Below are 20,110 nucleotides of genomic sequence, written 5' to 3'. Positions count from 1 at the left end.
CCGACCACTGTAACACGCTTGTGGCGTCAGGTCGCCACCTTTTGGCTCGCCGATTCGCTACTTCTCGCCGGACATCTTCTGTGCCCGCTCCTGAATCTGTTGTGCTTCCGGATCGTCAAAATGCACCTTTTTGCTGTCATCCTTCACATTTTTCGGCAGGTATCCGGGTTTCAGTATGCCCTCGAGGTCGTCATAGGACAGGGATAGATTGATCTGACCCATAGCGTATGGAGCCACTTCACCCGCCTGGTAGGTGATCATCAACGTGTCACGGAGCAGTGCCACATTATCGGTGGAAATCGCGTCGGCGTGTTTGTCCTGATCAAGCCCCTGATCACGGGCCCATTGGTCGTAGGCACGCTCTACAAGTGCATCAAGGGCGGCTTTTTTCCGGGGCAGCAGCATGTCCTCCAGCGTGGCCATGCGGTGAAGCTGTATATCAAAGTTGGCATAGCGTGTGATGGCCTTGCCGCGCGCGCCTCCCTGGTATTCATAGCTGTTGAGCGCCATGACGATGAGGTGTCCGTAGCTGTCCAGCAGGTTGGCAGTGAGCTGGGCGCTCCAGTCCGGATGCCCCTTGGCCCGGCGAAAGAAGTCGTTCATCCATTCGGGCAGGGTGTTGATGGCAGTACGTCGACCCGAGTGGCCGGCCGCTGCTGCCATGGCCCGCGGCAGTTGCTCGCTCAGGGCGGGATAATCAGGGAATGTGTAGTAGGACACATCCACCGAGGGGCACTCGTCCCTGCGGCAGTCGGGATCCTTGATGTTATTCGCAATCTGCCTGGTTTTCAGGTTGGCAAGCTGGCCGGGCATGCTGGATTTTCCCGGCCACTGTTCTGCTGTCTGAAAGGCGCGCATGTTGCTGCGCGTCACCTCAGACAGGTTGGGCTGGCAGCCTGTCAGCAGTACAAGCCCGGCAAGCAGGGCCGCAGTGCGATACATCATGGTGAGTCTCCGTGGTTCAGGACCGGGGGCCGGCGGCGCCCAGAAAGTGATGGCGCCAGTAGCGTTTGGTGATATCCGATACCCGTACCGTGCGTCCGGTGCCTGGTGCATGCACCATTCGCTGGTTACCGATATAGATGCCTACGTGAGTTGCCCGGCCCCTGGGGCCGAAGAACAGCAGATCGCCTGGCTGGGCCCTGTCACGGCGGGGAAGGGCCTGAAACTGTTGATTGGACGTGCGAGGCAGGGCGATGCCGGCAGTACGGTAACTCAGCAGTGCAAGGCCGCTGCAGTCCAGTCCCCTGAGAGTGGTGCCTCCCCACTGATAAGGCGCCCCGAGCGCATTTCTGGCCGTGGATACGATCAGTGCCTGCTGCATGCTGAGGCTGGCAGTATCCCGGGTTTCAAGCGTTGGGCGACCGGCACAGCCGGCCAGCAGCACCAGCATGAAAAGGGCCAGCCAGCGCACGGCCTGGCCTGATCGGTCGGCTGCAGTAGTGTATGAAAACGCCATCAGCGTCGGGCTCCGTGCAGGGGGCGAGCGTCATGCTCATTCGCGCATTCGGTCAATGCGCCATGAACCATTACTTGATTTTATCGACCGTACGTGAAAAGAATAAAAGTGACGTGAAGCAGACACAATAAATAACAACATGATGCATGGTGCGCCATTCATCGCTCACTCACGGTCAGCCGTGGCGCTGGCCTCGACACGAGGGCTTGCCGATCATGCAGGCAACCGTTGAACCTCATGCCTCTCCCGATCAGGAGCCGACGGCCTCTGACCACTCCCGATCATCCTCCTCCTTTGTCCGATTCATCAATGTACAGAAAAGCTACGACGGCGAAACGCTGGTCGTAAAGGATTTCAACCTCGATATTCAAAAAGGCGAATTCGTTACCCTGCTGGGCCCCTCCGGCTCCGGCAAGACCACCTGCCTGATGATGATGGCCGGATTTGAAACCCCTACCCATGGTCGCATCCTGCTCAAGGATCAGCCCATCACTGACCTGCCACCGCACAGGCGTGGCATCGGTATGGTCTTTCAAAACTATGCCCTGTTTCCTCACATGACCGTCGCTGAAAATCTGGCCTTCCCGCTGGATGTGCGCCGAACAGGCAAGGCGGAAACGAAGGAGAAGGTTCAAAAGGCCCTCGACATGGTGCGTCTGGGAGAGTTTGGCGACCGGCGCCCCGGCCAGCTTTCCGGAGGACAGCAGCAACGGGTAGCGCTGGCGCGAGCGCTGGTGTTCGAACCCGAGCTTGTTTTGATGGATGAACCGCTGGGCGCACTGGACAAGAACCTGCGTGAGGAAATGCAGTTCGAGATCAAGCGGATTCATGATCGACTGGGCGTCACCATGATCTATGTCACTCATGATCAGAGCGAAGCCCTGACCATGTCGGATCGGATTGCCGTGTTCAGTGACGGCGTCGTGCAGCAGCTGGCCAGCCCGCGTGACCTGTACGAGCGACCGGAAAATGCCTTTGTGGCGGGCTTTATCGGTGAAAACAATCGCCTGGCCGGTGAGGTACTGTCCATTGATGGCGATGTCTGCCGGGTGCGCATCGATTCCGGCGAGGAAATCGAGGCCATGGCCGTGGCAGTAACCCAGCCCGGAGAGCGAACCACGCTGTCCATTCGGCCCGAGCGGATTGCCCTGGGCGCTGGTGCCGGAAGTCTGGATAACGTGTTCGAGGCCACTGTCGATGAAGTGATCTATCTGGGGGATCATCTGCGCGCACACGTCAGTGCCTTCGGTGGGCAGCAGTTTTCCATCAAGACACCCAACAATGAAGACGTAGGCACCCTGTGTCCGGGCCAGACGCTGTCCATTGGCTGGTCACGACAGAATTGCCGGGCGCTGGACGGCCAGACACCCACTCACTGACGCGAGGTATGTAACGTATCACCATCATGACCACCGTGCGGCAGCGCGGCCACCGCTTGACACAAAGACAATAAATAACAGCGTTGAGGTAAAGGCATGAAAAAGACAACGATTGCAACCGCCGTACTGGCAAGTCTGACCCTGTCCGGCCTGGCGCAGGCGCAGACATTGAACATCGTGTCCTGGGGGGGAGCCTACAGTGACAGCCAGCAAAAGGCTTACCATGATCCCTGGATGAAAAAGACCGGCGATAAAATCGTCAACATCGACAAGTCCGCCAATGCGCTGGCGGGGCTTCGAGCGCAGAATCAGGCCGGCAACGTGACCTGGGATGTCGTCGATATGCTGCCTTCCGATGCCATCATTGCCTGTGATGAAGGGCTGATCGACATCATTGATGCCGACAAGGTGCTGGAGCCGGCGCCGGATGGCACCCCACCCAGCAAGGATTTTCTGGATAACTCGCTTGGCGAGTGCTTTGTACCGCAGATCGTCTATTCCAATATTCTGGCCTTCAATACCAGCATGTTCCCGAAGGACAAGGAGCCGGATTCCATCAAGGCGCTCTTTGATCTTGAAAACTATCCCGGCAAACGGGCCCTGCAGAAAAAGCCGATCAACAACATGGAATGGGCTCTGGTAGCCGATGGCGTGGCACCGGACGATGTCTATGAAGTGCTTTCTACCGAGGAAGGGGTGGAGCGAGCGTTCAAAAAGCTCGATACCATCAAGGATCACGTAATCTGGTGGGAGGAAGGTGCCCAGCCGCCGCAGTTGCTGGCAGACAAGGAAGTGTCGTTTGCATCGGCCTATAACGGCCGTATTTTCAACGCTTCCGTCAATGAGAATCAGCCGTTCGATATCATCTGGGATGCTCAGGTCTTCGAGCTTGATGGCTGGGTTGTGCCCGCTGGCAAGCTCGACAGGGTCAAGGATTACCTGGCGTTTGCCACCGCCACGCCTCAGTTGGCCAATCAGGCCAAATACATCTCCTATGGCCCGGCGCGCAAGTCATCCTCGGCACTGGTGTCCACGATGGATGGCACCGATATCGACATGAAGCCGCACATGCCTACCTATGGGCCCAACTTCAAGACGGCCATTCGCAAGGATGATGCCTTCTGGGCCGACCACCTCGATGAGCTGAGCCAGCGCTTCAATGCCTGGCTGTCCAGCTAACCCTGCCCACGGCCCCGTCGCATGACGGGGCTGACCGCCGGATCGAGGAGACTCTCATGACACTACCTTCCGATACGCCGGAGGGGCTGACGACCGCGGATGGTCGCCCCCTCAAGGCGAGCCTTGAACATGCCGTGCGTCGCCACCGACTTCGTGCCCTGATGCTGGTGCTGCCGCTGGTTGCCTTTTTGATAGTGGCTTTTGTCCTGCCGATCGGCAGCATGCTGTGGCGCAGTATCGATAACCCCGAGGTCAGTCAGGGATTGCCGCTTACCTCACGCGCCATCGCCGACTGGGACGGGCAGGGGCTGCCGGGTGAGCCGGTATATGCCGCGCTGTACAAGGACCTTGAAACCGGTTATGCCGATCGCTCGATCGGGCGAGTAGCTTCCAGGCTCAATTATCAGTACTCCGGCATGCGCTCCACCCTGATGGGATCGGCCAGAAAGCTGGGGCGTCTCGAGGGCCCTCCCTGGAAGGCGGCAATGATTTCGCTGGACAGGGATTGGGGCGAGCATGACCTGTGGCGGATGATACAGCGCGAGGCCCGCCCCTGGACGCTATCGTATTACCTGTCGGCGATCGACATGCAGTACGCCCCCAACGGCAATATTGTCGAGAAGCCCGGCTATCTGCAGCTGCATGTGAAGCTGTTCGTTCGTACCCTGTGGATGAGCATGCTGATCACGGCGCTGTGCCTGGTGCTGGCCTATCCGGTGGCCTACCTGCTGGCTACCCTGCCGGCGGGCAAGGGCAACCTGTTGATGATTCTGGTGCTGCTGCCGTTCTGGACGTCACTGCTGGTGCGTACCACCACCTGGATTGCCATTTTGCAGCAGCAGGGAGTACTCAACGATATCCTGGTCAGCCTTCATGTCATCGGTAACGATGAACGGCTTCAGATGATCTACAACAAGACCGGTACGATCGTGGCAATGACTCATATCCTGCTGCCCTTCATGATCCTGCCGCTTTACTCGGTCATGAAGACGATTCCTGTCGGTTACATGCGTGCAGCCAGGTCGCTCGGGGCCGGGCCGGTAACCGCCTTCAGACGCGTCTATTTCCCGCAGACGGTGGCCGGGATCGGGGCCGGTTCGATTCTGGTGTTCATCCTGTCGATCGGATACTACATCACGCCGGCACTGGTCGGCGGCGAAAGCGGCCGCTTCATTACGAACCTGATTGCCTATCACATGCAGACCTCGCTCAACTGGGGGCTGGCCGCTGCCATTGCCTCGATTCTGCTGTTCGTGGTCATCATCTGCTATCTCGTCTACAACCGGTTGATCGGTGTGGACAAGGTCAAACTGGGGTAACGCGCCATGGCGATTCCATCCTGTGCGACACGCGGTGAGCGCCTGTGGGCCTGGTGCTTCCGTGGTATCTGTGCGCTGATCTTTCTGTTTCTGGTCGGTCCGCTGTTGGTCATCATTCCCCTGTCGTTCAATGCCGAGCCGTACTTTACCTTTACGCCCGGCATGCTGAACCTGCAGCCCGATGCCTTTTCCCTGCGCTGGTATCACGAGTTCTTCACCTCCGAGGCCTGGCTGTCCGCGATCAAAAACAGCCTGATCATCGGCGTCTGTTCAACGGTGCTGGCCACGGTGCTGGGCACCTTTGCTGCCCTCGGGCTCTCAAGTCGGCACATGCCATTCAAGGGCGTCTTCATGGCGGTGCTGATCTCGCCGATGATCGTGCCTTTGATCATTTCGGCCGCGGCAATGTTCTTTTTCTTCTCGAAAATGCAGCTGAGTCAGACGTTTGCCGGCGTCATTCTTGCTCATACGGTGCTGGGGATTCCGTTTGTCGTCATCACGGTAACGGCTACCCTGTCAGGATTCGATAATACCCTGACCCGTGCCGCCAACAGCCTCGGTGCCAGCCCGACGCGCGCCTTCTTCAAGGTGGTATTGCCGCTGGTCGCCCCCGGGGTGATTTCAGGGGCGCTCTTTGCCTTTATCACCTCCTTTGATGAGGTCGTGGTCGTACTGTTCATTGCCGGACCGGAGCAACGGACCATTCCGATTCAGATGTGGTCCGGCATTCGGGAGCAGATCAGCCCGACCATTCTGGCCGTGGCAACGCTACTGGTGGCCGTATCAGTGCTGTTGCTGGCAACGCTTGAGCTGATCAGGAGGCGTAACGAGCGCCTGCGGGGCATGACGCCTGCCGAATAAGGCGAGTGAAGACGGCCTTAGCTGCCGCGGGTGTGATTGGCCCGAGGGGGCGTCCGGGGGCGGGAGGTGACCCTGCATGAATTGAGCAGGGCGATACCGCCCCCGATCAGCAGGGCTCCGAGCAGCAGTCCCTCTGGTGCGCGCTCCCCCTGAAGAAGGACAGCTACCGGTACGCTGAACAGGGCACCTGCCGAGCCGAGCAGACTCAAAAGAACCGGGCCGCCGGCTTTCTGAAGTAGAAAAAGCAGCAGGAACTGGACCGCAAAGATAATGGATTGAAGCAGGATCAGCAGCATCACCTCGGGCCGGGCAATGGGCACGCCAAGCGAGAAGCCGGGCAGCCAGCCCAAGCCAAGCAGCAGAACGACGGCAGCGATCAGCATGCCGGGCGCCAACGCCTCTCCGGACACGCCCACCGGCCAACGCAGCGTGCGGTATAGATTGCCCATGGCAAGCAGTACCGGACCCAGCAGTGCCAGTAGAATCCAGCGCATCTCAGCCTCCGGCCCGGCCACCTTGTGCATGGCAAGCGTCATCGCCCCGGCCAGCGCAGAAAGCACGCCGGCGGCGCGCAGCACCTGGAAGCGCTCCATCTTCAACAGCAGGGCACCGGCGTAGGTCAGTAGTGGTGGCAGGGTGATCATCAGGGCCACGAATCCCGCGCCAAGGTGCGCAATGGCAGAGAAGAACAGCAGGTTGGACCCTGCCACGCCCAGCAGGGCCGATACTACATAGTACTCAACCGTGTGGGCGTTGATCGGCGGCAGGCAGCCGCGGAGGGCAGCCAGCGCGATCAGCAGCAGTGCTGCACCTCCCAGCGACCAGAATAGAAAGGCCAGCGGCGATACCGCCATCTCACCGGCAAGTTTGGCCATGTTCGTTGACAGTCCCAGCAGCATGCCCCCGACGAGCAGATAGCCCAGTGCAGTGAGCCGTTTCCGGGGAGTTGATGCAGAAGCAGTGGTTCCTGAATCGCGAAGGCGTGTACTGGGCATGGTCTTGTCCTGGTTATTTATCTTTACGTCAAGTTAATTGGTTATTTATCTTGACGTCAAGCTAAAAGGGCAGGATGTACCGGCAGAAATGCTGCCGGGCCTACACGTGCGGCAGCAGTAACGCCCCGGCCAGTCCGGCAATTGTGGCGTAAAGTATCAGTACCAGAGCGGTTTTCCTTAATATCACGCCATCCTGGTGTTTCAGCGCCAGAATGGATGTGACGGCCACGATGTTATTGATGCAGACCATGTTGCCCATGGCCGCCCCGACCCCTTGAAGGGCCAGGATCGAGGTGGGGTCCAGACCGGACTGTGTGGCAATGGACGATTGGATGGCGGCAAACGTCAGGTTGGAAATGGTTGCCGACCCGGAAAAGAAGGAGCCCAGTGCTCCCAGTATGGGGGCCAGCAATGGCCAGTTCTGTCCGCTGAGCCCCGCCAGATGGTGACCGATGCGCGCTACCGGTGAGGCTTCTCCACCGAGCATCATCACATTGACGAATACCAGAGCCCCCAGCAGGGCAGGAAACGGGGCCCGGAGGCTGTCGAACGTCTGGCGTGCGACCTGCCGTGTGGCGCTGGATCGGAACCAGATCAGGGTCAACAGGGCAATCAGTATGAACGGCACCAGCGATGGTACGTACAGAAGACTGTGCTGCCAGGCCACATCGGTCAGGAAGATATCATCGAGGCTGACTACCAGCGCCGCACTGAGGTGCAGATCTCCCAGCGGCCCCAGGCTGACATGCAGCGCCGGATGATCACGCTGTAGCAGTTGCTTCAGCCCCAGCTGATGGATACGGGTCAGGATCAGTACCAGTACCGTGCCCCACAGGGGAAAGGTCGCCTTGATGAGTGTTCGTGGTGCGATGGCGCCAGTAGGGGATGGCCGATTGTGTTCCCGAGCCAGCCCAATGCCGCGCCGTGCCAGCATCAGCGTGATGAACAGCCCGATGGCCCCGCCCGCCAGTGCGGGGAATTCAACGCTTATGGTGCTTAACAGCAGGTAAGGCAGAGTGCAGGCGAAGGTGGACAGCAGGATAAACACCAGGTTGGACAGAATGGCGCGGCGTTCTTCCAGCACCAGCGCCAGCCCGGCAATCACAATGAACGGAGCAGCCAGCGTGTTGACCAGTGCCGCTTTCCAGGCAATGGCATGCAGGGCCTGCGGGGTGAGCTCAAGAACGGAAAAGCCGAACCAGATCGGCGTGCCCACCGCGCCGAAGGTGACCGGAATCGTATTCATGATCAGGCAGAAGACGGCCACTCTCAGCGCGGGAAAGCCCAGGCCGTAGAGCACCGGAGCCGCGATGGCTGCTGGCGTGCCAAAGCCGCTCGCACCCTCCACCAGAAAGGCAAAGGCCCATCCCACGATCATCAGCTGCGCTATTGGATTATGGCTGATCTGGTTGAGCCAGGTGCGAATGGTGTCCAGCGCACCGGTGACGTCCATGGTCCGAAACAGGAAGATGGCACCGGCAATGATAGACAGCGGTGTCAGGGCAAGCAGCATCCCGCTTGCGACGGTCGCGTTCAGCTCACGCAGGTTCTGGTCAAATACGGTCAGTGACAGCCACCAGGCCATGACGGCACACAGGGGCAGAGCGCGGCTGGACGCCATGCTGTTTTTTTTGCCCATCAGGCCTATAAGCACCACCAGTGGGAGATAGGCAGCAATGAGGTGCATCATGGGTGCGGATCCTGTCGGCGAGGGATGCCTTCAGTATACAAACCCGGTGTTTTCGTACGTGTGTGCAGGCCGCGCCCTGGTGTCGCACCCGGCGGTGATCAGCCGGTACGGGCCGCTAGCCGTTTGGCCAGTGCCCTGGCCAGTATCGGACCGATCATCAGTACCATCGCAAAACGCACGGTTTGAAAGGTCATGATAAAGCCGATATCCACGTTACTGGAGGCGGCAATGATGGCAATGGAGTCCAGCCCGCCCGGGCTTGTCGCCATGTAGGCGGTCAATGGATCGATATCGAGCAGCACGACCAGCAGTACCGCAATCAGCCCGCACAGCCCGATCAGCACCACAATGGAGGCCATGATCTGTGGCAGCGCCCGCAGGGCATGGCGAAAGATGGTCGAGGTAAAGCCCAGCCCGATGCGCCAGCCCACCAGCGCATAGCTGATGGCCAGCAGCCATTCCGGCAACTGCAGCGTCACCGTGTCGCCCATCGACAGGGCCGATGTGACAATCATCGGCAGCAGAAGCTGGCCGGCCGGCAGTTTCAGCTTGAGCCCGATGTAACCAGCTATCGCGGCAATCAGCAGCGTCTGGGTGAAATCCACGGCGTCCAGTGCTGGAAACCAGTCAATCGAGGTGTCCGCATCGGGTGCCTGTGCCGGCAGCAGAAATCGCGCAATGATCGAGGCCGTTACGGCGACAAACAAAACCCGCAGGTACTGCATGAAGGCGACAAGACGCATGTCGGCGCCCTGAGACTCGGCCAGCAGCATCATGACCGACGCTCCCCCCGCGGAGGTTCCCCATATCGCCGTGGTACCAGGCAGTACCTGCCATTTGGCCATGAACCAGCCTAGAAGGCTGGTAGTGCCGATGACCAGCAGGGTCACCAGCAGAAACAGCCACCACTGAGTTGCAAAGGTATCCAGCACATCAATGTTCATGCTGGAACCAATCATGCAGCCGATGATGGTCTGGGCGGCGAAGAAGAACGGCCGTCCGATCCCCAGCGTGCTGCCACGCAGGCTGAAGACGATGCCCATGACCATCGGTCCCAGCAGCAGGGCCGCCGGCAGCTTCACCAGTTCAAGCCCCCAGGCAATGATGCCGGACAGCACCACGAGCAGGACCCACTGAAGGGGGACCGGCAGGGAAGCCAGACGCAGGTGAAGGAGGGCGCTCACGGCCTAGTGCTCAAGGCAAAGCTGATCGGTGGACGTAATGCGCGCCAGCCTGGGCAGGATCGTCTGAATGGCAAACGCCTGCATGTCCTCCGAGAAGGTGGTGGTCAGATCATCCAGTACCACAACGTCGTAACCGTGCTCCCAGGCGGCACGGACACTTGATTCAACGCCCATGTTGGTGGCAATGCCCCCGAATACCAGCGTTTTGATGCCGCGCCGACGAAGCTCGGTATCCAGGGCCGTGCCGTGAAAGGCTCCCCATTGATGCTTGAGGATCGTGAGGTCGCCGGGCTGTTCAAGGCCCTCCATCAGTGTGGACCAGTCGTCAGGCAAGCCGCCCTGGGGGCGCTCGGCCGGTGTATCGACATTATTGCTCGGGGCATTGGAAAACGTCTCGTTCCAGCCTACGCGTACCCAGGTTATGCAGGCACCAGCCTCACGAAAGCGATCTGCGACCGGTCGTGAGGCCTCGACCACCTCGGCACCACTGCGGGGAGCCAGTGGCAGATTGACGATGCCATGCTGCAGGTCAATCAGAATAAGCGCAGTCGTTGCGGGATCAAGGGTCATCATGTGCTGGTCCTTGCTGGTGGTCGACGGTATCAGGTGGGCGTGATATACATGAGGATAACCTCACAAAAACATTTTATGAAGATGCCCTCACAAAAGTCAAATGCAACCAGCGCGACCGCCCGGGCACCCAAACGCTCCCGTGGGCGACGACGTGTCGAGGATCTGTTGAATGCGGCGGTCACTACCTTTGCCGACAAGGGATTTGATGCTGCGACCATGACCGAAATCGCCGCCACGGCCAGCGCCCCGATCGGCTCGCTTTATCAGTTTTTCCCGACCAAGACTGCTCTGGCGCAGGCCCTGCTGGCCCGCTATGACGCTCATCTATCGGCCCGGCTGGACGCCATTTGTGACAGTGCCACCGAGGTAACGCTTGGCGAGTTCACCAGCCTTTTGCTCAATGTGTTGATGTCACTTGAAGTCGAACGGCGCTGTGCAATGACGCTGCTGGAGGCGCATACCGTTCCACCGGACTGCCGGAAGACGCTCAGGCGCAGCCTCAGAACCGGTACGGCTCGTGCCCTGCGGGCCCGCGCGCCCGAATTGAGCGATGACGAGATCGAGGTGGCCGCCGTGGTCGTGGTCAATGCCATGAAGGCCATGGTCCATATGGGCGAGGAGGCCGATCCGGTCAGGGCGCGGGCCAACTGGCATGCCATGGTAGAAGGCTGGCTCGGCGCACAGTGTCACTGAGGCCAGGTTCCGGTCGCATGGTGTTCCTGGTGGGGATATCATGTGGTCTTTGGTCACAGAATTTACCCAGCGAGATATGCCATGACCTCCCGGTACGCCGCATCAGCTTCCCCTTACGATGACCTTGACGAGCGCGAGCTGCTCGAACGCGTGCTGGCCATTCATGGCCAGGGTCAATTGGCTCGGGTGCTCAGTGACGCCGAACCCGGTAACTGGTGCCGCGAGACCATCAATCGCTGGGTCAAGGGGAAAGGCGCACCACGGCTGACGCTGGCCGCCCACCGGGCCATGTGTTCACTGCTGCCCCCACCCCCTGTCCGGCAGGCGCCTCCGGCCTTTCGCTTCATTGACCTGTTTGCCGGTATCGGTGGCCTGCGCCGCGGCTTTGATGCACTGGGTGGCGAGTGCGTCATGACCTCCGAGTGGAACAAGTACTCGGGACGTACCTACCGCGCCAACTATTACTGCGATCCGGCGCGTCACATCTTCAATGAAGACATCCGCGACCTGACCCTGAGCCATCGTCCTGATGTGGATGAAGCCTCTGCCTATCGCCATATCGATGCCCAGGTGCCGGACCATGACGTTCTGCTGGCAGGGTTTCCCTGTCAGCCGTTTTCGCTGGCCGGTGTCTCGAAGAAAAACTCGATGGGGCGCAAGCACGGGTTCGAATGTGATGCCCAGGGAACCCTCTTTTTCGATGTGGCCCGGATTCTGGCGGCCAAGCGCCCGGCGGCCTTTTTGCTGGAGAACGTCAAGAACCTCAAGAGTCATGACCGGGGCAAGACCTTTCGCGTGATCTGCGACGCGCTGGATGAGCTGGGGTATGAGGTGGCTGATGTCGAGGCTCCCGGAGGGCGGGATCCGAAGGTGGTTGATGCCCGCCACTTTGTGCCGCAGCACCGTGAGCGCATCGTGCTGGTAGGCTTTCGCCGTGATCTGGACGTGCATGAGGGCTTTACCCTGCGCGCGCTTGAACACCTGTACCCGGCGCAGCGGCCCACGTTCGGTGACATGCTGGATAACCCCGTGGATGAGCGCTATATCCTGAGCCCCAAACTGTGGGAATACCTGTTCGAGTACGCGCGCAAGCATCGCGAGAAGGGCAATGGATTCGGTTTTGGGCTGACCGGCCCGACCGATACCGCACGCACCCTGTCGGCGCGCTACCACAAGGATGGCTCGGAGATTCTGGTCGACCGGGGCTTTGATCCACAGGATGATTTTTACAGCGCGCACAATCAGGCACACCGGCCGCGCCGACTGACACCCCGGGAATGTGCCCGGCTGATGGGCTTTGACCGGCCCGGTGAAGGTGATTTTGTCATTCCGGTTTCTGATACCCAGGCATATCGGCAGTTTGGCAATTCCGTGGTGGTGCCGGTGTTTGAAGCCGTGGCCACGCTGATGCATCCACGCATCATGCAGGCGGTTGAACGTGCCGAGCGGGTTCAGCAGTTTGAGCTGTCCTTTTAACCCGATGTGATCCGCTGCGCCGGCCCGTCCGGCGTGGCCCTTACCAGGAGAGTAACGATGTCCTTTACCGAAATGGCGCCTGGCGTTGCCGCGCAGGCCCCTTCTGCCACTGAAGGGTTCCGCCTCAATCATTCCATGCTGCGGGTCAAGCACCCTGAAACGTCGCTGGCCTTTTATTCCACGGTGTTTGGCATGCGTCTGCTGCGCCAGCTCGATTTTCCCGAACTGCAGTTCACGCTGTACTTTCTGGGCCATCTGGCAGAAGACAGCCAGGTTCCCGATGACGCTGCGGCACGCACAACCTGGACGTTCTCGCAGACCGGTCTGCTGGAACTGACTCACAACTGGGGCAGCGAAAACGACCCGGAGCTTCACTACCACAACGGCAACGATGCCCCGCAGGGATTTGGCCATCTTTGCATGTCGGTGCCTGACCTGGATCGTGCCGTGGCCTGGTTTGATGCCAATTCGGTGGACTTCGTCAAGCGTCCGAATGACGGCAGAATGAAGGACGTTGCCTTCGTCAAGGACCCTGACGGGTACTGGATCGAAGTGGTCGAACCGGCGCGGCTGAGCCACCTCGGACAGGCGTGACCGCACTGACGGAACATGATCCTGGATCGCCCCTGAAAGGAGTATCGAATGTCTTCACCCCGTGGTGGCGAAGCCTCCGGGCTATTGCTGTTGCTGGCTCCCGGCCTGTTTCTGGTGTTGTGGTCACTGGCCTTTCCGGTGTCGAAGCTGGCCATTGCCTATGTCGACCCGATGCTGCTTCTGGTGTTGCGTTATGCGCTGGTGCTGGCGGTACTGCTGCCGCTGTTGCTGTTCATGTCACCGGCCTGGCCGACAACGCGGGCCCAATGGGGTCATCAGGCGGTGGTCGGGGTGCTGATCCAGACGGTCTATTTCGGGCTGTGCTATACCGCGTTCGGGCTGGGAGCTTCTGCCGGTACCGTCGCACTGGTGGTATGTCTGCAGCCGGTGGTGGTGGCGGTTGCCTCGCCGTGGCTGGTGGGTGAGCACCAGGGCGCACGCTCCTGGTGTGGTCTGGTACTGGGGCTGGCAGGAGCCGTGATCGTTATCTGGTCCAAAAATGATCTGTCATCAAGCAGCCTGTGGGCCATCCTGTGTGCGGTTGGCGCGCTGGCCGGCATGAGCGGTGCAACCCTTTATGAAAAGCGGTTTGGCGTGGCTCAGCACCCGGTGGTGTCCAATACCATCCAGTACGGGGTAGGCCTGATTACCGCATTGCCGCTGGCTCTGGCCTTTGGCCATCTCGAGTTTGAGGCCAATGCCGTGTCGCTCGGGGCGCTGGCCTATCTGGTACTGGGCAGTTCATTGGTTGCCGTGTCGCTGTTGCTGATGATGGTGCGCCGTGGGGAAGCCGCGCGGGTGTCGTCGCTGTTTTACCTTGTGCCCCCGGTGGCCGCGCTGATGGCCTGGTGGATGATCGATGAGCCCATGCCATCCCTGGCCTGGGTGGGCATGGCTGTTGCGGCCGTCGGAGTGGCGCTGGTGCGTCCACCCCGACGGACACTGGCGCGCCGGGCCTGAGTATCGGGGCCGTACTCTGAAGTGCAGGGTGCATCAGCCACTCAGCACCACCTGGCGGTCACAGCTTGCCGTAATCAACGCGGGATCATGACTGACCAGTAAAACGGCGCAGTCGTGTTCTCGCGCTACATCGGTCAGCAGGGCCAGGGTGTCCTGCTGAGTGATCGGGTCCAGCCGTGAGGTGGGCTCATCGGCGAACAGAAATACCGGCTCCAGCAATAACGCACGCAGGATCGAAAACCGCTGAAGCTCGCCACCGGAAAGCTGGCCCGGCTGGCGCTGCAGCAGCCGGGTGTGCAGCCCCAGACGGGTCATCAGCAGGGGAATGCGCGCCCGGTCGAGGCGATGCCTGGCGCACAGGTCCTCCAGCAGGGTGTGCAGCGTCCAGTGGGGTGCAAAGGCCGCGGGCGGGTCCTGGTAGAGCTTTTGAAAGCGCAGGGGAGCATGGCCCCGGGCCCGGTGCACGTGGCCCTCATCCGGTGTGATGATGCCCAGCAGAATATCCCCCAGCGTGCTTTTTCCACAGCCACTTGGCCCGGTCAGCCCGACAATTTCACCCGGGGACAGGGTGAGGGACAGGTTGGAAAAAAGCACCCTGTTCCCTCGTTTCATGCGCAGCGTCCGGCCTTCGATGACCGGTTGAGCGGATGCAGGGGCAGGTGATGCAGGTGCCGGCCAGTGTCTGGGGTCAGCAGCAATCAGCCGTTTGGCATATTCGCTTCTGGGGGCGTCAAGCACCGTACGGGCCTCGCCCTGTTCAAGGCATATACCGTCGCGTACGACCATGATGTCCCCCCCCAGCTGACGGGCAACATCGATGTCGTGGGTAATGGCGAGCAGGCTGCTGCGCTCGTTCAGGGCTTCCCTGAGCAGCGTGACCACCTCGTCCCGGCGGGTGCTGTCCAATCCCTTGGTGGGCTCATCGGCAATCACGATGGGCGCTTCGGTGGTGCGGGCCGCAGCAAATGCCGCACGCTGTGCCATGCCACCGGACAGGGCCTGGGGCAGATGCCGGCGACAGTCTGCCAGCCCCAGCCGCATCAGGGACTGATCCGTCGCATGCTGTGCCGCCGACCTTGACCGCCCGGCGACCAGGCGGTGGCCTTCCTCGATCTGTGCTCCGATTCGCATGGTGGGATCCAGTGCGTGCCAGGGTTCCTGGGGCAGCAGCGCGAAATGGCGCCCCCACCACTTTGCTCGTGCTCGCGCGGGGAGGGCCAGAAAGTTGCGGCCCTCGACCATGACATCGCCCCTGGCGCGCAGACCGGGCGGAAGGGTTCCCATGACGGCCTGGGCCAGCAGGCTCTTGCCCGAGCCGGTTTCGCCCAGCAGGGTCAGTGGACGTCCGGCGTGCAGCGTAAACGAGACCGGGTGGAGCAGGGTGTGTATCGGGGGCTGCGTGGTCTCCACGCACAGGTTTCGAACCTCCATTAATGGGGTCATTGCGGTTCTCTTCCAGCCAGTAATTGAAAGCTCAGCACCATCAGAAAGAGCATGATGACCGGCTGGGCCAGCAGCCAGGGCGCTTCCTGATAGAACGGGAACAGTTCGGTCATCATGAGGCCGAGCTCCGCGGTCGGGGGGCGCAGACCGATGCTGACAAACCCGAGCGAGGAGACGGCGAGGACGGCGGTGGAGGCTCCGAAGGCCGCCAGCGTGGTCACCTGGGGTGCCAGTTCCGGCCACAGGTGACGCCTGAAGATATAGCCGGGACCAAAGCCCAGCATTCTGGCGCACTGTACCTGAGGGGCGCTGATCAGGGTGCGGGTGGCCGTGCGTACCACACGGAAGTATTCCACCCACAGTACCAGTGCAATGCCGACGTACAGTGACCAGAACGTGCCGGGGGCAATGGCGGCCAGCAGCAGCACAAGCAGCAGTCCGGGCAGGGCCAGTACCACGTCAGCGACCAGCCCCATGGAGCGGTCGACAAGCCCCGGACGCCATCCGGCGATAACGCCGAATACAACGCCTGGTACGGCAGCACTGGCGACACTCAACAGGGCCAGCCCCAGCGATAGTCGCACCGCCTCGGTCAGCCGTCCCAGCATGCTGCGTCCCAGCGGGTCGGTTCCCAGCAGGTGCTCCGCCCCGGGGGGCGTCAGTGTATGCATCAGATCCTGGTGATGCGGCGAGACGTCATGCCATAGCGGCACCAGCCACCCAAAGGCGATCAGTAGCGCCAGCAGCAGTGCGCCTGCCATGCGTGCGCGTGGCAGGGAAACGCGCAGCCGAAGCAGCGGAATACGATGATGTGTGGCGGTGGTCGTCATGATGTCTGTCTCCAGGGATCAAGGCCGCGGCAGGCCAGGTCGACCAGCGCGTTGAGCAGGACGAAGCCCAGCCCCAGTACCAGCGCCGTGCCCTGAATCATCGGCACGTCGCGGGCAACCACGGCGTGTACCAGTGCATGGCCGATACCGGGCCAGGCAAACAGCGATTCGATGACGACCACGCCTTCCATCAGGTAAATCAACTGTACGCCCAGATAGGCCACGACCGGCACGCTGACATTGCGCAGCCCGTGCCGGTACAGCGCCTGTCGGGCACTGAGGCCCTTTTGTCGGGCAAAGGCGTAAAAGGGGGAGGCGGCGACGCGGGCCATGGCGTGGTGGGTTACCCGGCTTGATACCGCTGCCAGCCCGAGGGCCAGAGCCATGGCCGGTAGCCACAGATGCGTCAGGTGACCGGATCCGGCCGCAGGCAGCCAGCCAAGTGTGATGGAAAACAGCATGATCAGCCCCAGGCCGATCACAAAGGGCGGCAGTGAACGCATCGCCACCGCCAGAGCCAGCCCCAGACGGTCGAGCAGCCGGTGGCGTGACAGGCCGCTGGCCAGCCCGAAGGGCACGCCAATCAGCAGTGCCATTACGATGGCGACTCCGGCAAGCTGCGCTGAATGTCCCAGCAGGTGCTGCAGTTCACCGGCAACCGGCTGGCCACTGACCAGCGAGCGACCAAGATCCCCGCGGGCCAGATCACTGAACCACTGCAGATAAGCCTGTACGGCGGATCCTTCAAGTGCCAGCTCGGCTCGAACAGCCTCTGCGGCGGCGGCAGTCACCTGCTCATGACCATACCGACCGGCGGCAATCCGGTATGCCATGTCCCCGGGCAGGGTACGTGTCAGAACAAAGGTCAGGGTGCCCACTACCCAGGCCACCAGACCGGCCTGGCATACACGCTGGAGCAATGACATGGCCAATGGCGGCATGATCAGTCTCCCCAGCGCATGTCAGCGAGCCGGTAGCTGCGCTCAAACGGGTCGAGAGACACCCCTTCAAGCCGGGAACTGGCTGCCAGGGTCTGCATGTAGGACACCACCGGAATGACCGGACGCTCGTCCGCCAGCAGGGTAGCAGCCTGTTGTGCCAGGGCATCACGGCGGGCCGGGTCAGTGTGGCGTGTCAGCTCTGTGAAGATGTCCTGAAGGGCCGGGCTGGACCAGTTCATTGCCCCCCAGTCACCGCCTGTCGGACCGAAATCCTGCATCAGGGTCGGCAGTGGGTCCGGCACCAGGCCGTAATTGCGTCCCAGAAGTGCCATGTTCAGCGAGCCGTCCTGATGGCTGGCGGGAATTTCGCTGGCATTGCCGACATTGACCTGAACATCCATGCCCAGCTCTCGGAGCTGCGCCTGCAGGGCCGTGGCAATGACGGGCAGTTCAGGGCGGTCGGCAAAGGTGGTCAGGGTAAGGGCCAGACGCGTGCCGTTTCGGGAAAGGATACCGTCCGGACCGGGGGTCCAGCCCTCAGAGGCCAGTAGCTGACGGGCCCTGTCGAGGTTGCGGGCTTCCGGAGCGCGGTCTGACAGGTGCCAGCGTGCCATGCTGGGGGGAAGCAACTGATGTGCTGCGGCGTCACTGCGGCGCAGAATCCCTTGCGCAATGCCGTCACGGTCAATGCCCAGACTGATGGCGTGGCGCAAGGCCGGTGTATCAAGCCCCGGATGAGTCGCATTGAGTTTCAGAGCCACCGTCCGGGGAATCGGCTCGGCAAAAAGGGCAAGGCCGGGTGTCATGCGAAGCCGTGCCAGGCTGACCGGATCGAGGGTGAACACCAGATCGGCATCACCACTTTGCGCCATCAGCGTGCGTGTTTCGCTGCGAGGTGCGGCCAGGTAGCGGGTGGTGGCAATGGCGGGTGCCTTGCCCCAGTACGCTTCGAAGCGGGTGCTGTCCAGTCGTTGGGGCAGTGCCAGTTGAGTGACCTGATAGGGCCCGGTGGCGATGATGCGGGTCACCTGGCCGTCATTATCATAGGCAGCCGGCGCCAGGATCTGGGTGGAATAATGGCTTAACAGGGCCGGCAGTGCGGCAAAGGGCTGTGCCAGTACCAGATCCACGCCCTGGTCGGTCGGAGTGACCTCCAGGATATCGGCCTGAGCCAGAACACCCGGGCGGTCCAGGGTTCGTTCGAGCGAGGCTGCGACGCTTTTCGGAGTCATGGGTGTGCCGTCATGAAAATGCACTCCCTGCCGCAGGGTCAGGTGCCAGTGAGTGGCATCCGGGCTTTGCCACCGGGTCGCAAGGCCTGGCACGAGCGCACCGGTATCATCACTGTCGATCAGGGTTTCAGCCACCTGCATTCGCCCCAGAATGAGGCCGGACTGAACCGGGTCAAGGCTGTTGATTTCCCAGGGCGCGACCACGTCCAGCCGGTCATCGTCGGCACTGGCTGGAAGGGCGGCAAGCAGGAGGGGGACCAGTAGCAGTCGGCACAGCAGAGACAGGGGAGGCGGGCGGTGCATGAGGCATCCTTAAATGTTGATTTTGTTATTTTATAACATAACTTTCACTGGCTGGAGATATGGGGTTCAGGCTGTTAAGTGGAAATTAAGTAAAGGGGAATGTGCCGACGCTTCGCGCGCTCCAGGCCATGACAGGGAGAAGAAAAATCTTTTTTAGCGATTTCTGGCAGAACATGAAATGACTGTACTAGGCTTGCCCTTGCGTTAAGTTCCATGAAAGGAAGAGGCGCGCTGGCAGCGGGTTGCCAGGTTCAACCAATGACTTGAGAGCATAGGCAAAGGAGTGCAGACATGTCCTCATCAGTACAATTTTCCTTCATCATCGGCTGGATCGCGATGCTGGCCGGTGGCCTGGCATTCTGGCAGATGAGTCGGGGGCTATCGCCAAAACAGAAACACCATGGTGTGGCAGCAATGACCATTGTGTTTGTGGCGTTTGCCAACTATTTCGCGATGGCACTCGGCCAGGGCGACATTGCCTACAATGGACGGGACGTCTTTTTTGCGCGCTATACCGACTGGGTCATCACGACGCCGATCCTGCTGGTCAGTCTGGCCATGATGGCGACCGATGCCTTGTCGCGCCTCAGAACCCTGGTGTGTGCACTGATTGCCGCTGATGTGTACATGATCATCACGGGGCTGGTCGGCAACCTGTCCACCGCGCCGTACAACTATTACTGGTGGGTCATCAGCATGGTGGCGTTTTTCGTCGTGCTGGGACTGATCTGGAAGCCCCTGGCTGCAGAAGCGGTCAATGGCCCCAATCCTGGTGCCTTCAAGACGCTGGCGACCATGCTGACCGTACTCTGGATCTGCTATCCGATCGTGTGGCTGATCGGGTCATCCGGGTTCAACGTTATCTCCACGGCTGTCGAGAGCTGGCTCTACCTGGTGCTGGACGTGACCGCGAAGGTCGGGTTCGGATTCGTGGCACTGGGCGCTGCACGCAAGCAGGCGTAGTGGCTGGTCCGGGGCGGCTGATGGCCGCCCCTCCTG

At 60.9% G+C, this 20,110-nt stretch carries 19 protein-coding genes; 9 read left to right on the top strand and 10 right to left on the bottom strand.

Annotated features, from left to right (window positions below; translation table 11 throughout):
• Positions 1-57: 57 nt before the first annotated feature.
• A complete protein-coding gene (locus tag OQ287_RS13475) occupies positions 58-945 on the bottom strand; it encodes an RsiV family protein (protein WP_265896784.1) in 888 nt (295 codons plus the stop codon).
• A 16-nt stretch (positions 946-961) separates the two neighbouring features.
• A complete protein-coding gene (locus OQ287_RS13470; RefSeq protein WP_250938380.1) occupies positions 962-1,459 on the bottom strand; it encodes a C40 family peptidase in 498 nt (165 codons plus the stop codon).
• A 215-nt stretch (positions 1,460-1,674) separates the two neighbouring features.
• On the opposite strand from OQ287_RS13470, the gene OQ287_RS13465 reads away from it, so the two are divergent.
• The 4 genes from OQ287_RS13465 (at position 1,675) to OQ287_RS13450 (ending at position 6,197) form a co-directional block, all read left to right on the top strand.
• The gene (locus tag OQ287_RS13465; protein ID WP_265896782.1) at positions 1,675-2,838 is read left to right on the top strand and encodes an ABC transporter ATP-binding protein; all 1,164 of its coding nucleotides are present in this window, start codon (positions 1,675-1,677) and stop codon (positions 2,836-2,838) included.
• 96 nt (positions 2,839-2,934) lie between these two features.
• A complete protein-coding gene (locus OQ287_RS13460; RefSeq protein WP_265896781.1) occupies positions 2,935-4,017 on the top strand; it encodes an extracellular solute-binding protein in 1,083 nt (360 codons plus the stop codon).
• Between the two features lie 56 nt (positions 4,018-4,073).
• On the top strand, positions 4,074-5,336 hold the full coding sequence (locus OQ287_RS13455; protein ID WP_265896780.1) for an ABC transporter permease: 1,263 nt from the start codon (positions 4,074-4,076) through the stop codon (positions 5,334-5,336).
• A 6-nt stretch (positions 5,337-5,342) separates the two neighbouring features.
• Complete coding sequence (locus OQ287_RS13450) at positions 5,343-6,197, top strand: ABC transporter permease (protein ID WP_250938388.1); 855 nt, start codon at positions 5,343-5,345, stop codon at positions 6,195-6,197.
• A 17-nt stretch (positions 6,198-6,214) separates the two neighbouring features.
• Here the strand turns inward: OQ287_RS13450 and OQ287_RS13445 are convergent, their stop codons facing one another.
• The 4 genes from OQ287_RS13445 to OQ287_RS13430 form a co-directional block, all read right to left on the bottom strand.
• Complete coding sequence (locus tag OQ287_RS13445) at positions 6,215-7,192, bottom strand: DMT family transporter (RefSeq protein ID WP_265896778.1); 978 nt, start codon at positions 7,190-7,192, stop codon at positions 6,215-6,217.
• A 100-nt stretch (positions 7,193-7,292) separates the two neighbouring features.
• Entirely contained in the window at positions 7,293-8,882 is a 1,590-nt protein-coding gene (locus OQ287_RS13440) for an L-lactate permease (RefSeq protein WP_265896777.1), read from the bottom strand.
• Between the two features lie 98 nt (positions 8,883-8,980).
• On the bottom strand, positions 8,981-10,066 hold the full coding sequence (locus OQ287_RS13435) for an AbrB family transcriptional regulator (protein WP_265896776.1): 1,086 nt from the start codon (positions 10,064-10,066) through the stop codon (positions 8,981-8,983).
• A 3-nt stretch (positions 10,067-10,069) separates the two neighbouring features.
• Entirely contained in the window at positions 10,070-10,639 is a 570-nt protein-coding gene (locus tag OQ287_RS13430; RefSeq protein WP_250938397.1) for a hydrolase, read from the bottom strand.
• Between the two features lie 81 nt (positions 10,640-10,720).
• Here OQ287_RS13430 and OQ287_RS13425 point away from each other — a divergent pair, with 81 nt between their 5' ends.
• The 4 genes from OQ287_RS13425 (at position 10,721) to OQ287_RS13410 (ending at position 14,362) form a co-directional block, all read left to right on the top strand.
• Entirely contained in the window at positions 10,721-11,332 is a 612-nt protein-coding gene (locus tag OQ287_RS13425) for a TetR/AcrR family transcriptional regulator (RefSeq protein WP_265896775.1), read from the top strand.
• 81 nt (positions 11,333-11,413) lie between these two features.
• A complete protein-coding gene (dcm, locus tag OQ287_RS13420; protein ID WP_265896773.1) occupies positions 11,414-12,808 on the top strand; it encodes a DNA (cytosine-5-)-methyltransferase in 1,395 nt (464 codons plus the stop codon).
• A gap of 57 nt (positions 12,809-12,865) precedes the next feature.
• The gene (gloA, locus tag OQ287_RS13415; RefSeq protein WP_250938402.1) at positions 12,866-13,402 is read left to right on the top strand and encodes a lactoylglutathione lyase; all 537 of its coding nucleotides are present in this window, start codon (positions 12,866-12,868) and stop codon (positions 13,400-13,402) included.
• Between the two features lie 48 nt (positions 13,403-13,450).
• A complete protein-coding gene (locus OQ287_RS13410; RefSeq protein ID WP_250938405.1) occupies positions 13,451-14,362 on the top strand; it encodes a DMT family transporter in 912 nt (303 codons plus the stop codon).
• Positions 14,363-14,395: 33 nt separating this feature from the next.
• On the opposite strand, the gene OQ287_RS13405 is transcribed toward OQ287_RS13410, so the two are convergent.
• Genes OQ287_RS13405 through OQ287_RS13390 form a run of 4 tightly spaced genes read right to left on the bottom strand, consistent with a single transcriptional unit; the run spans position 14,396 to position 19,111 of the window.
• Positions 14,396-15,805 (bottom strand): ABC transporter ATP-binding protein, encoded by a 1,410-nt coding sequence (locus OQ287_RS13405; protein ID WP_265896772.1) that lies wholly within the window; start codon positions 15,803-15,805, stop codon positions 14,396-14,398.
• On the bottom strand, positions 15,802-16,635 hold the full coding sequence (locus tag OQ287_RS13400; RefSeq protein WP_265896771.1) for an ABC transporter permease: 834 nt from the start codon (positions 16,633-16,635) through the stop codon (positions 15,802-15,804). The genes OQ287_RS13405 and OQ287_RS13400 overlap by 4 nt, the downstream gene beginning before the upstream one ends.
• Complete coding sequence (locus OQ287_RS13395; RefSeq protein ID WP_265896770.1) at positions 16,632-17,576, bottom strand: ABC transporter permease; 945 nt, start codon at positions 17,574-17,576, stop codon at positions 16,632-16,634. The genes OQ287_RS13400 and OQ287_RS13395 overlap by 4 nt, the downstream gene beginning before the upstream one ends.
• Positions 17,577-17,578: 2 nt before the next feature.
• The gene (locus OQ287_RS13390) at positions 17,579-19,111 is read right to left on the bottom strand and encodes an ABC transporter substrate-binding protein (RefSeq protein WP_250938415.1); all 1,533 of its coding nucleotides are present in this window, start codon (positions 19,109-19,111) and stop codon (positions 17,579-17,581) included.
• 291 nt (positions 19,112-19,402) lie between these two features.
• Between OQ287_RS13390 and OQ287_RS13385 the strand changes: the two genes are divergently transcribed.
• Positions 19,403-20,074 carry a bacteriorhodopsin gene (locus OQ287_RS13385; RefSeq protein ID WP_265896769.1) on the top strand — a complete coding sequence of 224 codons (672 nt, stop codon included), beginning with the start codon at positions 19,403-19,405 and terminating at the stop codon, positions 20,072-20,074.
• Positions 20,075-20,110 lie beyond the last annotated feature (36 nt).

The sequence above is a fragment of the Larsenimonas rhizosphaerae genome (genome assembly GCF_026240105.1).
GTDB lineage: Bacteria > Pseudomonadota > Gammaproteobacteria > Pseudomonadales > Halomonadaceae > Larsenimonas > Larsenimonas rhizosphaerae.
This window is presented reverse-complemented; position numbering and strand designations above follow the sequence as displayed.

What these genes read in the sequence shown, in the direction of transcription:
- OQ287_RS13455 (WP_265896780.1), top strand. Translation starts at nt 4,074, where the DNA reads ATGACACTACCTTCCGATACGCCGGAGGGGCTGACGACCGCGGATGGT.
- OQ287_RS13400 (WP_265896771.1), bottom strand. Translation starts at nt 16,635, where the DNA reads ATGACGACCACCGCCACACATCATCGTATTCCGCTGCTTCGGCTGCGC.
- OQ287_RS13465 (WP_265896782.1), top strand. Translation starts at nt 1,675, where the DNA reads ATGCAGGCAACCGTTGAACCTCATGCCTCTCCCGATCAGGAGCCGACG.
- dcm (WP_265896773.1), top strand. Translation starts at nt 11,414, where the DNA reads ATGACCTCCCGGTACGCCGCATCAGCTTCCCCTTACGATGACCTTGAC.
- OQ287_RS13445 (WP_265896778.1), bottom strand. Translation starts at nt 7,192, where the DNA reads ATGCCCAGTACACGCCTTCGCGATTCAGGAACCACTGCTTCTGCATCA.
- gloA (WP_250938402.1), top strand. Translation starts at nt 12,866, where the DNA reads ATGTCCTTTACCGAAATGGCGCCTGGCGTTGCCGCGCAGGCCCCTTCT.
- OQ287_RS13410 (WP_250938405.1), top strand. Translation starts at nt 13,451, where the DNA reads ATGTCTTCACCCCGTGGTGGCGAAGCCTCCGGGCTATTGCTGTTGCTG.
- OQ287_RS13470 (WP_250938380.1), bottom strand. Translation starts at nt 1,459, where the DNA reads ATGGCGTTTTCATACACTACTGCAGCCGACCGATCAGGCCAGGCCGTG.
- OQ287_RS13395 (WP_265896770.1), bottom strand. Translation starts at nt 17,576, where the DNA reads ATGCCGCCATTGGCCATGTCATTGCTCCAGCGTGTATGCCAGGCCGGT.
- OQ287_RS13430 (WP_250938397.1), bottom strand. Translation starts at nt 10,639, where the DNA reads ATGATGACCCTTGATCCCGCAACGACTGCGCTTATTCTGATTGACCTG.
- OQ287_RS13425 (WP_265896775.1), top strand. Translation starts at nt 10,721, where the DNA reads ATGCCCTCACAAAAGTCAAATGCAACCAGCGCGACCGCCCGGGCACCC.
- OQ287_RS13450 (WP_250938388.1), top strand. Translation starts at nt 5,343, where the DNA reads ATGGCGATTCCATCCTGTGCGACACGCGGTGAGCGCCTGTGGGCCTGG.
- OQ287_RS13460 (WP_265896781.1), top strand. Translation starts at nt 2,935, where the DNA reads ATGAAAAAGACAACGATTGCAACCGCCGTACTGGCAAGTCTGACCCTG.
- OQ287_RS13475 (WP_265896784.1), bottom strand. Translation starts at nt 945, where the DNA reads ATGATGTATCGCACTGCGGCCCTGCTTGCCGGGCTTGTACTGCTGACA.
- OQ287_RS13440 (WP_265896777.1), bottom strand. Translation starts at nt 8,882, where the DNA reads ATGATGCACCTCATTGCTGCCTATCTCCCACTGGTGGTGCTTATAGGC.
- OQ287_RS13405 (WP_265896772.1), bottom strand. Translation starts at nt 15,805, where the DNA reads ATGACCCCATTAATGGAGGTTCGAAACCTGTGCGTGGAGACCACGCAG.
- OQ287_RS13390 (WP_250938415.1), bottom strand. Translation starts at nt 19,111, where the DNA reads ATGCACCGCCCGCCTCCCCTGTCTCTGCTGTGCCGACTGCTACTGGTC.
- OQ287_RS13385 (WP_265896769.1), top strand. Translation starts at nt 19,403, where the DNA reads ATGTCCTCATCAGTACAATTTTCCTTCATCATCGGCTGGATCGCGATG.